At 30.0% G+C, this 12,770-nt stretch carries 11 protein-coding genes; 4 read left to right on the top strand and 7 right to left on the bottom strand.

Annotation, left to right across the window (positions count from 1 at the left end):
* The first annotated feature begins 22 nt into the window (after positions 1–22).
* The 4 genes from wbaP (at position 23) to glf (ending at position 4,018) form a co-directional block, all read left to right on the top strand.
* A complete protein-coding gene (gene wbaP / locus F9B76_RS05690; protein WP_159991243.1) occupies positions 23–1,447 on the top strand; it encodes an undecaprenyl-phosphate galactose phosphotransferase WbaP in 1,425 nt (474 codons plus the stop codon).
* 22 nt (positions 1,448–1,469) lie between these two features.
* On the top strand, positions 1,470–2,138 hold the full coding sequence (locus tag F9B76_RS05685) for a hypothetical protein (RefSeq protein ID WP_159991242.1): 669 nt from the start codon (positions 1,470–1,472) through the stop codon (positions 2,136–2,138).
* Positions 2,139–2,171: 33 nt separating this feature from the next.
* Positions 2,172–2,750: a nucleotidyltransferase family protein gene (locus tag F9B76_RS05680; protein ID WP_201289282.1), complete on the top strand. Its 579-nt coding sequence runs from the start codon at positions 2,172–2,174 to the stop codon at positions 2,748–2,750.
* Positions 2,751–2,851: 101 nt separating this feature from the next.
* Positions 2,852–4,018 carry a UDP-galactopyranose mutase gene (gene glf / locus F9B76_RS05675; protein ID WP_423805503.1) on the top strand — a complete coding sequence of 389 codons (1,167 nt, stop codon included), beginning with the start codon at positions 2,852–2,854 and terminating at the stop codon, positions 4,016–4,018.
* Between the two features lie 35 nt (positions 4,019–4,053).
* On the opposite strand, the gene F9B76_RS05670 is transcribed toward glf, so the two are convergent.
* The 7 genes from F9B76_RS05670 to F9B76_RS10525 form a co-directional block, all read right to left on the bottom strand.
* Positions 4,054–5,754: a DUF262 domain-containing protein gene (locus F9B76_RS05670; RefSeq protein ID WP_159991241.1), complete on the bottom strand. Its 1,701-nt coding sequence runs from the start codon at positions 5,752–5,754 to the stop codon at positions 4,054–4,056.
* Between the two features lie 359 nt (positions 5,755–6,113).
* Positions 6,114–7,595: a flippase gene (locus tag F9B76_RS05665; RefSeq protein WP_159991240.1), complete on the bottom strand. Its 1,482-nt coding sequence runs from the start codon at positions 7,593–7,595 to the stop codon at positions 6,114–6,116.
* 6 nt (positions 7,596–7,601) lie between these two features.
* On the bottom strand, positions 7,602–8,048 hold the full coding sequence (locus F9B76_RS05660) for an oligosaccharide repeat unit polymerase (protein ID WP_159991239.1): 447 nt from the start codon (positions 8,046–8,048) through the stop codon (positions 7,602–7,604).
* A 9-nt stretch (positions 8,049–8,057) separates the two neighbouring features.
* On the bottom strand, positions 8,058–9,107 hold the full coding sequence (locus tag F9B76_RS05655; protein WP_159991238.1) for a glycosyltransferase: 1,050 nt from the start codon (positions 9,105–9,107) through the stop codon (positions 8,058–8,060).
* An 18-nt stretch (positions 9,108–9,125) separates the two neighbouring features.
* A complete protein-coding gene (locus F9B76_RS05650) occupies positions 9,126–10,169 on the bottom strand; it encodes a glycosyltransferase family 2 protein (RefSeq protein ID WP_159991237.1) in 1,044 nt (347 codons plus the stop codon).
* 4 nt (positions 10,170–10,173) lie between these two features.
* Complete coding sequence (locus F9B76_RS05645; protein ID WP_159991236.1) at positions 10,174–11,241, bottom strand: glycosyltransferase; 1,068 nt, start codon at positions 11,239–11,241, stop codon at positions 10,174–10,176.
* Between the two features lie 1,080 nt (positions 11,242–12,321).
* On the bottom strand, positions 12,322–12,624 hold the full coding sequence (locus F9B76_RS10525; RefSeq protein ID WP_423805513.1) for an acyltransferase family protein: 303 nt from the start codon (positions 12,622–12,624) through the stop codon (positions 12,322–12,324).
* Positions 12,625–12,770: the final 146 nt, after the last annotated feature.

Here is a 12,770-nt window from a genome sequence, read left to right as displayed (position 1 = left end):
AACATATGAATTAGAAAAAGCAATGCTAAAACGTACTTTACCTAAGTTAATTATTGCCTCCTGTGATTTTTTCTTAATATTCGTCTCTTTTTATTTGGCGATAAGTGTGATGCGAGCATTTGTCGGAGGGAATATAGACTCTTTTCTACCCAATTCACAATTTTCTGATCGATTATGGATTCATCTTTTTATTGCAATCATAGGTATGGGATGGTTTTGGGTTCGTTTACGTCATTATACTTATCGGAAACCTTTTTGGTTTGAACAAAAAGAAATCGTTAGAACACTGATTATTTTATCGGTTATTGAGTTGGCTATTATTGCTTTTTCAAAACTCTATAGCTCTCGTAATTTGTGGGTATTAACTTGGATCATTGCACTTTTTCTTGTACCTATTGGTCGATTTGTTGTTAAAAGTATTCTCATTAAATCAGGTGCATATCTTAAAAATACGATTATTATTGGAGCAGGAGAGAATGCAATTGATACTTATAGAGCCTTAATGGAAGAGCGCTATCTGGGATTAAATATTCAGGCATTTATTGTGTTAAAACATAAACACCCTGATTTGGACTCATTGGGTGTTCCTATTTTAGAGAATTTTGATAAAGCTAATCTTACCTCTATTTGTGATCAAGATACACAATTTACCATTGCAATTGAAGATGATGAGTTACATGAGAGGAATGCTTGGCTACGATTCTTAACTAATCGCCATTACCGTTTTGTATCGGTTATCCCGACATTAAGAGGATTGCCTTTATATAGCACTAATATTGTTTTTTTATTTAGTCATGAATTAATCATGATGCGTATTAGTAATAATCTGGCAAAACGATCTTCACGCTTTATTAAGCGAACATTTGATATTTTTGGTTCATTAGCGATTATTACCATACTTTCTCCACTATTAATAACACTCTTTTTCCTTATTAAAAGAGATGGTGGAAATGCTATTTATGGGCATCCTAGAATTGGACGAAAAGGAAAAACCTTTAATTGTTTAAAATTTAGATCAATGGTGGTAAATTCTAAAGAAATTTTAGAAGAATTATTGGCAAATGACCCAGAAGCACGAGCGGAATGGGAGAAAGATTTTAAATTAAAAAATGACCCTCGTATTACAAAAATCGGACATTTCTTACGTAAGACAAGCCTAGATGAATTACCCCAACTTTTTAATGTGTTAAAAGGGGAAATGAGTCTTGTTGGTCCACGTCCGATTGTAAAAGATGAGTTAGAACGTTATGAAGAAGATGTTGATTACTATCTTATGGCAAAACCGGGTATGACAGGATTATGGCAGGTGAGTGGACGTAATGACGTGGACTATGAAAAACGGGTTTATTTTGATGCATGGTATGTGAAAAACTGGTCATTATGGAATGATATTGCTATTTTATGTAAAACCGTTAATGTTGTTTTAAAGCGAAAAGGGGCTTATTGATTTTGATGATGGAGGAGATAATATGGAAGAAGAGTTAAGTCAAGGTGAAAAAGTATGGGGAATAATAGCTAGTTTAGAAAAAGCAAGGAAAGAAAGAGTTATTCCATCTCCGATAAATGATTTTTTTAAATTAACTAGAACAAAAAATATTATTTTAGGTGCAATGTTAGTGGCATTCCTATTGCGACTATTTGTTGTAGATAGTTATCAAATTATCCTAGGTATATCTAGTATAATTTTTTTCGTGTCGTACATAATATTAGTAACGCAATTTATGTATTACTTTATTAAAGATATATTTGAAGCATTCCAAACAAGAAAAGTAAATTATCCTAGAATTAGAGTACTACATGATTTTCAAATTATTGAGAATCTTTCAGAATCTATAAACCTTCTATTATTGAAAGATACTAAAAGAACAATAAAATATATGATAGAGGAACAAAGGGGCATATACTCTGCTGTTAAAGTAATTCTTTGGTTTATCCCTCCTACAAGTATAGGTAGTGTCTTTTTAGTTATTAGGGAGTTTGTAACAGCAGAATCTTTGGTTATGCCTATTTGGCTTTTTGTTTTAGCTTTAGTTATTATATTAATTATTACCATGAGTATATATTCCTGGTTTAAAATCCGAGGATACCAATATTATTTACATATTCTTAATTATCTAAAATATAGAATCCCAAAATAATACTATTTAAAAGTTTTGTACAAATAATCATTTATGATGACACTTGAAAAAATTGAACGCTTAATTAGTGAAATTAATAAGCTACATCTTGCTTTTTCTCAAGACTATTTTGAAACAGGCAAAATTGAAAAAGTTAATTTAAAGCATACTTTGCCCAAAGTACCTACAGAACATATTTTGGCTTATCGGTTAAACTTACATGAATCGATTAATGATTATTTATATCGTGCTAATCTGTATGATATTCCCTATTTCTATCGAGTAAAAACATCAGAGTCTATTTTAGATAAGATAGAGCGATTTAAACAACGAAGTGAGGGGTATCCTGTTAATAGTATTTTAAATGATATTTTTGGTGCTCGAATTATTGTTAATTCAACGGAAATTAAGCAAGTAATAGAATCATTAGATCACTGGCAAGAACAATATGGTTTAAAAAACTGGTATTTAAGAGATAGAGATGGTTATGTAGGTATCCATATTTATTTTAAAAATGCAAGTAACTTTTATTATCCTTGGGAATTACAGGTATGGGATAAAAAAGATGCCGAACAAAACATTCAAAGTCATATAAAATATAAACGTTCCTTTGTGAGTAAATTGCATGAGTGAAGATTTTGTGATAGTGCTTTATCATGTAACTATTTAGAGTGTTTATATAGTTTCACTTGTAATATTTTTGTTAATGATTAACTAGTTATTATAAAAAGGATATGATGAAAAAGTTTCTTTTGGTTGGTGCAGGTTTTTCAAATGCGGTTATTGCGCGTGAATTAGCCGAGCAAGGTTATCAAGTAACCGTTATTGATCAACGATATCATGTGGCGGGCAATTGCCATACTGAACGTGATACAGAGACAGATATAATGGTACACGTATATGGTCCACACATTTTTCATACAGATAATGAGCGGGTATGGCATTATGTGAACCAGTTTGGTGAGTTTATGCCGTTTGTAAACCGTGTAAAAACAATTAGCCAAGGTGCAGTATATTCTTTACCGATTAATTTACATACTATTAATCAGTTCTTTGGTAAAACCTGTTCCCCTAAAGAGGCTAAGGCGCTTATTGAAAGCCAAGCAGATATGTCAATTACTGATCCACAAACATTTGAAGAACAAGCGATGCGTTTTGTGGGGAAAGATTTATATAAAGCATTCTTTTATGGCTATACCAAAAAACAATGGGGGGTAGAACCAAAGGAATTACCAGCGAGTATTTTAAAGCGCTTACCTGTGCGTTTTAATTATAATGACAACTACTTTGCTCATAAATATCAAGGTATGCCAAAAGAGGGCTATACGGCTATTGTTGAAAATATCCTAAATCATAAAAATATTGAAGTACGATTAAATACACCTTTTGATACATCAATGAAATCAGATTTTGACCATATTTTTTGGTCAGGTCCTTTAGATGCTTATTTTGATTTTGAGTTAGGTCGTTTAGGTTATCGAACTTTAGATTTTGAAGCTTTCCATGATGAAGGGGATTTCCAAGGGAATGCTGTTATTAACTATGGTGATGAAGAAGTACCTTATACTCGTATTTCTGAACATAAACACTTTGCTCCTTGGGAAGAGCATGAGAAAACTATCTGCTATCGAGAGTTTAGTCGTGCCTGTGGAGAGAATGATATTCCATACTATCCTATTCGTTTAGTCAAAGATAAAGCTCTATTACAGCAATATGTAGAAAAAGCACAGCAAGAAACAAAAGTGACTTTTGTTGGACGACTTGGTACATATCGTTATCTTGATATGGATGTTACGATTAAAGAGGCGCTTGAAGTGGCGGATACGGTTAAGGCTCAATTAAAAGAGCATCAAGCATTACAGCCATTTTATGTGAGTATGGGGGTTGGGGGTATAGTTTAGAACATAGGTCGTATTTTTAGGATACGACCTATTTTTTAACTCAATTGTGCTATTCTCCATATAGTTTTGGCTTGTTTGGCTAGTTGTCGTTGCCAAGCAGTAATGGTTTGTGGAGTCCATTCAGCATATTGCTCTGCTAGCTTATGAGTAAGTGAAAAGTGGCTTTGTTTTAAAAGTTCTCTTTTTTGTGTATATTCTAGGACACCTACATCGCGATTAGTATTTGATGATAATAAAACCATATTACCTAATCGATAAGTTAAGGTGTTTATTTCTTCATGGTTAAACCCTCCCCAGCCATCTGGAGCGTTTTGGGGAAGAATATGTTCAATATTAAATGTATCACTTGTAAAATCAAGCTCAGCTTGAGAAGTATAGTATTCAAGTTCACACAAAATAAAACGAGCTAAACGGGTATTTTTAATCACTTTTTCTGTGAAATCTTTACTAAAGCGATCGTCGTTAATATAGACGGGTTTTAATAAATTTAATATTTTATGGATGCTATTTGCTTTTCCTTGATTGATTTGCTGTACAACATGATGATAGGTATGCTCTAAATCAGTAGGACTGTATGAACCGATAATGCTATATCTAAAGGAAATAATAACAACTGCTCGTAATAATGTTGAGAAATCGTCTGTTTCTAAATAACGCTTGGCACTCAATAGTAGAGAGAAAGGTTGTCGTACTCGAAAAAGTTTTAATGTATGAATTAAGCGTTTATCATTAAGAGACCAATTTGATCCTTCAGGAGAAGATAAGGCTAAATAAGTATCTAAGTCTTCTTCTATTCCTCGTATTAGGTTAAAGACGGCTTCTCTATCTTTGATATGATGTCGAATAACTTTAAATAATTCAGTGTGTCGTGTGAATTTATATCGACTGTTCCAATAAATACGCAAAAAATCAGGGAATTTCTCTGACTGTAATCGATTTACTATATTTTCCCAACGTGTCTCTAAATTTTGTAACTCATGTGTATTATCTTGGTTTTTATCAAGAATAGAAAAGAGATAGTTTTTTAATAAGTCTGTTGAAGAAAGTCGAACACCACGAGAATTAAGTGTTTCAAATACCTTATAAGCATTTAATTCATTTGATACTGTAATAACAGTAAAAAACAGATTATCACTAATATATTCAACAAGCTGTGCTAATCGAGGACCTTCATTTCCTCTCTCTTTTTCTAAGTATTGATTAACTTTCTGATAAAACCATTCAAAAGCTTTACGCAATAAATGTTCAGATGCTCGTAACCCACGTTGTGGTAAATGTCCAAGAGGAACAAGATAATTTTGGAAATAGTCGTTATTATTACGATTTAAGGTAAGTTTAGGACGAGAAATTAAGGTAACAGGATCTAAATAGCCAATATAAGTCTGACGAATTTGATTCAATCGTTGGGTATTCGCTTGTATATCATTACCTGCATCAATTAAATCTTGAAGATTTTTTAAAATGGCTAAAATGATAATAGTTGTTGTGGTTAAACGTTGCTGTCCATCAATGACTTCAAAAGATTTATCATCTGTTGATTGGAGCACAAGATACCCCATATAGTGAGCAGGATGATCAGTGTCTTCTATGATACTCATAATATCAGCCCATAGATCTTCCCATTGCTCTGTCTCCCAGCTATAGTCTCGTTGAAAACGAGGAATTTTATAGATCAAACCATTACCGATAAGTTTTCTGAGGGTATTATTTTCAGTTTTGAAGTTGGTGGCTAACATATTCCCATTACCTTTATACAAAATCTATTTTTAGTCTAGATAATTTATCTTTATTGTACCTTTAATTTAATGTAGATTGATCTTGTTGATTTATTTGGAATAATTATTGGGATGACGATATTTTATAAATTGGTATTAAAAAGTATTTGAGAGATTTTGAAAAGGGTTTTCTTAAATTAATCAAAAGTAGATGTACTAATTTTATCTTATTTATACAAAAGGGTGTACAACAGTAATTACTAATTAGCGTTTCAATTGAGTTAATCTCATTATGTTAAATTAATGTGATAAAAATTCTACCCCCAAAGCACAATATTTCAAATAACTAATTGGTGATAAAAGATATATGGTACTGTTCTTTATCTATTATTCGATACTTTTGTTCCCCTTACTTTTAGAATAAAGATTGCATTATAGACATACATCATAAATTTCTCTTTTAATATAAGAAGAATAGTGAAATAAGTAAGGAAGAAAATTGAACCTGCTAATAAAAAGGTAGTTAAAATTGAACGAAACTCAATAAGCTCTGTAACCCCTAGCGCGCAGGATATTGCAATAAATAGCGCAATAATAATCTTATGTAACTGTAATCCAGAAAAGAGAATTTTCATATATTTACGCAAAATAATGACTTGTATGAGTAAGACAGAAAATTCTGCAGCAATAACAGCTAAAGCTGTTCCAACAGCAGCAAATCTAGGTACTAAAATAAAATTTGCTATAACATCTACAGTTGCTGCACACAAAACAGAAAATAATAATTGCTTATCTTTTTTGAGGGGTAATAGGATTTGGATACCCAAAATATTTGTTATAGCACTTAGTATTAATGCCCATACTATAATTTGTAATGGCACAATAGAAGCTATATAGTTATCTCCGGCAAGAATAAAAATAGTTTCTTTGGCAAATAATGTAAAAAATATAACAATAGCGACGGCAATAACGATAATAAAGTTTGTGGATTTTGATAAAGCTTCATGAAATTCAGCTTCCATATTATTTTCAACATAGTAGGATAATCTAGGTAATAGAACAACACCTAGAGAGGTAATTAATGTAAATAAAACCCCTTTTACTCTGACGGCTGCATTGTAGTAACCTACTTGTTCTGGTGAACTTAGTAAACCCAATAAACCCTCATCTAAACTTGTATAGATTGCAATAGCAAGTGAAGTTAAGAATAAAAAAAACATAGGTTTTAAATGTTTCTTAAATTCATAGTGATGGTAAATTTTATAATTAATAAGTTTTCGGGAATTGATGAAATTTAGAATACCAGATCCAACAATAGCAAAGATAGAAATAAAAGCAAAAATAATATAGTCTTCTTGTTTTCTAACAAAAATAAATACTAAAAATAATGAAATGAGCTTAAAAATTATTGTTCTAACTGTAATATATTGATATTTTTCTAACCCTTTATATAGCCATTCAACACCTAAAATTGTAAATAGAATAAAAAGTGAAGCTACCCAAAAGAGCTCTTTTTCTACAGAGAATTTAGGAACAGTCAATATAGCTAATGTTAATGCTAAATAAACGATTATCATTGATACAATATTAATACATAATAGTTCATGTACCGTTTTAGATAAGCGTTCTTTATCATCTCTAACCTGTGCTATAGCTCTTATACCATAAGTTGTGACACCAAAAGAAGCAAAAATAGCAAAGTAACTTACAATAGAAATAGCAAAAGCAACTTTTCCTGTTCCCTCAGGAAGTAGGATTCTTGAGACATAAGGAAATGTAATAAGAGGGAAAAGAAAATTAGATACGGTCAGTATAAAATTCATGATAAAGTTGAATTTTATGCTCTTAATGGTTGTACTCATAGAATACTATTTCTCTCTTGTTTTTAAAAATAGGGTTTTAAATATTAAAGAAAATATTATTATCTTTATAAATCCAGCATCTAATATAGTAGTGTAGAATCTATTAGAAAAAGCTAACATAATGAGATCGTTAAATAAATAAGCATAAATAAATAATGCAAAACTAAAACAGGAAATATTTGTACTCTTTATCTTTTGATAAGTCAATACATAATATAGTGAAATGATAATAATTAGTGGAATAAATCCAATATAATTAAAGTCATAAATAAAGGAATAAAACGTAGTGTAAACATTACCAATCTCAATACCATTATTGCTAAAGGTAAACTTATCTATCGTATCAAAAATTAATGACTCATTTCCTGAATGCTTGGCGATATATCCATATAACACTCTAAACATTTGCTCTCCAAAAATGAATGCTTGAGATATTTCTGGATACAGAAACATGATATAACCTTAAAATAAATTTTCAGCTAATTTTATGGCTCTTTTTGTATATTCGCCTTGATGTAGTAATCCAGAAATATGAGCAACGTTCTTTATCATTTCTTGATAATGATATTCAGATACTTGCTCTAATTTATTTTTTAATTCACTTAATGATGAAACACAAACTCCGATATGATTTTCTTTCACAAAACCTGCTTCTGCAGCTTTATCCCAAATAATCACTGGAATCCCTGAAGCTAAATATAGTGAAAGTTTATGAGGGTTGTTGTATTGTAGATACTCTCCAAAATCGCCACTACAGGTGTCTATACTATTTCCATCCCAAACTAAGCCAAAACCTGAATTAAGCTGATTGGGAATATCGGATGCTGGAAATGAACCGTGATATTGAATAGTTTTATATTTTTCTAAGGAATGAGAAAAATTAGGGCCATATAAGTGAATAGTAATGTCTAAAGTACCAAGCTGTGCAATATAAGCCGATTTTTTTATATCCAAATTACCTGCTATTGAAATAGATCGTTCAAATACAGCCTTAGATACAGAACTTTGCTTATCTATCAAATAGTCAAAAATTTTAAGACTAATTAATTTAGATTCTGGAATACCCTTTTTAATAAAGAATGATTTCATTATATTGTTATGCACAATAATAGAGTCAGCGATGGATAACATAAAATTAAATTCTTTTTCATAATAGGTGTTATATAAACTCTTTCTTAGTTCTTCTACATCATGAACAAAGGAGATAAATTTTACTTTTTTATTTTTTTTTAGTTGATTAAGAACCCAGTGGCGAATAAGCTGCCTATGGTGATACGGATGTTGAATCAGTGCTAAAGAATTGGGTGTAATAGAAAAGTAGAGAGTTAGCCAATCAATAAAAAATAGTATTTGTCGCCTAATTTTTCCCCATAAAGAATCTGTATTTGTTGCTGTTCTAATAATTTGAGATTCATAGCCTAAGCTTTTAGCAACTTCAAAAATATCTTGTACTGCCTTACTGCCTGCATGATGCTGTTCTGCACTTAACTCAATAATCTGGTATTTTTTCATTTTATAGCCTTGTATTATTTAACCTTTCAATTTTGTAAAGAAAATAGGTAGCTTAGTTTTGACTACTTTTACAAAATTACCTAGTACCACTAAAAGTGATGCCATTTTATATTTTAATAAGAAATATATAGGTTTTTGTTTCTTGGTAATTAAGTGAGGATTATTTTCCATTAATCTAAAATGGTCTTGATTAAAAATATGATTAATAATCCACTTTCTTTGCGCTTTAAAGGTTAGTTTTGCATGAGGAGAAGTGTTTCTCTCAATAGCAGATAAAGCATATCGAATAAATCGATTTACTAATAATTTTATTGCTGTTTGGCTCAATTCTCCTCTCGTTTGTAAAAGAGAAATAAAGGAGGAAAGTGTTTTCATATGGATAGTAAAATAATCAGGTACAAATTTAGTGGTTAAGCTGCTATTATTTCTTTTCATATAAAAGTATAGGGGCTCATTAAGAATATAGAAGTTAGATATCACATTAAAGACCTTAACATTAAATTCAAAGTCTTCCTTTAGTGCTTGGTGTTTGTTTCTAATTTGATATTTATCAATAATTTCTTTTTTATAAAATTTATTATTGGTATATCCAAATAAGAGTGTTTCTTCTAAATTAACTAATACTAGATTGAAATCCTCTTTAATCAGCCCATTAAATTTACTTAAAATATCTTTCTCGTATAATAATTTACCGTTAATTTCATGTCTTTCTTGCATTCCAACACTAACTACGTCAGGGCTAAATTCTGCAATAATTTTACTTACTTTTACGAGTAATTCAGTATCAAATAAATCATCAGGATCAGGAAACCAAATATAATCTCCTGTTGCTTGTTCAATACCTCTATTTCTGCTATTAGCGGCACCGATATTTTTTTCATTTAAAATAATATGTATTCTTGGATCATTTAAGGCAAGTAGTTCATTTCTTGTATTATCTGTAGAGCAATCCTCTACAAAAATAAATTCAACATTTTTGTATGGTTGAGAGATTAATAGGTGGTATAGCTTATCTATATAATTAGATACGTTATAGCATGCAAGAATTAGACTAATTTTCATAATATTAACTTAATAAAATTTCTTGTATAGTCTTAGAAACTTGAATAATGTTATATCCATTTTTTTCTAAGGTGGTACTATCACTTATTCTATTTAGACTCTTATTTTCTAAGATTGATATAATTTTATTTACCCAGTTTTTTACATCATCTATTGGTAAAAATTCTGTTGAAGATATTAATTTTGCTTCTTCTGAAATATTATTTGATAATAGTGTTGGTAAACCTGATGCTTGTGCTTCAATTACAACAATGGGTAATCCTTCAAATAAAGAAGGTAAAATAAGAATATCTGATGCAATCATAAGCTGATTGACATCATTACGAATTCCCATAAAAGAGATATTCTTAATATTTTTATTTAAAATATATTTTTCGATATCCTCCTTTAACTCTCCATCACCTACATAAGCCATAGAAGCATCAGGTATTGATTTATTTAAAGCTCGCATTATTTCTAGAGCAAAAAAAGGATTTTTTTGATGGTTCATTCTGGCAACATATAAGATTATGGGTTTAGTACCCCATCCCAGAGTATTTCTAATATTTTTATATCTATCCTTGGAATAGAAATAGTTATTAAGAGAAATCCCATTTTTAATTACTTGGTACTTTTCATTTTTACCATACATAAATACTCCAGCTTTTTCAGAACAAGCCAGTTTTATATCACTTAATTTATTGAGGAACCATCTTAATGAGTAATGTAATTTTTTCTTTGTTGTGTCTGCATTATGTGAATGGGCTATAATTTTTTTTCTTAATAAGAAAGCAGGAAGCATATTGAGTACATATCCTGCGTTCATAATATTAAAATAAATGGTATCATAATGTCTCTTCTTAATGACTTTATGCATTTCCCATAAACTACGAAAAAGACCTTTGTTTTTAGGTGGAATGTAATGGATTTGACAACCATTCTTAAGATAAAAATCGCTAAAAGTCATTGTAGGGAAATCGCATACAAAATCAAATTGAATTTTATCTCTATCTAGGTGTTGGTATATATTGTGAATATAGGTTTCCATTCCACCTAAATTATCGGTCATACCATATACAAGTATACGTTTCATTATTTATTCCCGTAGTTAAAAGTTTGCTTCGTATTTTTTCCAAAAAATTTTGCCACTAAAAAGGCTGTTCTTTTCTTTAAACAGTTAGTTTTCTCACTTAAGTTCAAAATAGACATATAACAAAATTAAATAATGAGTCGATGATGTACGATATACAAGTGTCCTCCTTAATTATCAACTCTAAATATTAAAGATTTGTGAAACATTATGCATATCTTATATAAAAAAGATACTAAGTTTCTGAGTGATTGGTAAGTATATCTTTACACATTTAAATTGCTTGTTAACTAGGAGTATACAAGTGATGTTCGTAGGGTGTACCTAGAGCTATAAAATTGGCTATCAATAAATCTAAAAGATAAACAAAAGGAGATAAAGAAATTTATTTTTGATATATTATAACATTTTAATTTTTATGATGTTCTATATCATAATAGGGTAAAAAACTTGTCTTTTTAATATCCCAAATACGATTACTGGGTCTACGTTATTTTGTTCTCCAATTTGTAAAATTAACCCCATTAGGTTTTATTATCTCCTCTCTTTTTAAATTTAGCTGCTTTGAGAGCTAAATAATGGTTAATAACCTCTTGTCTTGTGAGAAAAGAGTACGTTTGTTATAGGATTAATCTAAGTATATTTGCTACTAATTAAGAGGTTACTTCTAGCACAATAAATCTAGTAAATACTTTTGTAGAAATATCTTTAATCTATAAGGACTCATCTTTATTTTTATAGACTAACATTACTACTAATCTAGAGTATGCCCTCAATTTATAGAAACTCCCTATCATCAGTTAAAAATAGGCTTGTTAGAGGGTGCATTTATAAGAAATTATCACTTATTTTCAAGTAAATACTATTATTTCTTAGCTAATAATTGATAAAAATTATAATACATCGGCTTATCGGTTAAGAGTGTTATATTAAACCTTAATGCAATTAATAATATGACAAGTGCAATTAAATAGCGTAAACCATATTTAGCTAAAAATAGTGTGCAAGAAAAGGGAAGAGTAAATAAAATTGAAATTCAACAGCAATTGTCTATATTGGACCTATAGGATAAATATTATGTCCCTATCCTGTGTAAGAATGCCCTGTGTTTAGTTGTAATGTTAATATTCGGAATATATCCATTGGAGTAGAGTTTACTCTATTAATGGTAATCACGATAAAAACCATTAATATCATTAAAGGGAATATACGTAATATTCTGTTATAAATAAATCCCTTATATTGGATCTTTTTTCCACCATACCCACTAATGATACAGAATAGAAAACCAGTAAGAAATAAAAATAGGCTGACACCAGTAGAACCATTGACTAACCATGTTGTTGCAAAGTAATTTAGAGCGTTTGTAGTATTGTCTAGTGTTATTTTTCCTCTAAAATGGTGAAAATAACAATCATTGCAGCAAAAAAACGAAGATGATCTACTCGAGAAAAATAATTTGTATTGAGTGATTTCATATTTTTTAATGTTTGTATACTTTTGAGCCTTAGATATTCTACTATACTAGATAG

The sequence above is a fragment of the Pelistega ratti genome (genome assembly GCF_009833965.1).
GTDB lineage: Bacteria > Pseudomonadota > Gammaproteobacteria > Burkholderiales > Burkholderiaceae_B > Taylorella > Taylorella ratti.
This window is presented reverse-complemented; position numbering and strand designations above follow the sequence as displayed.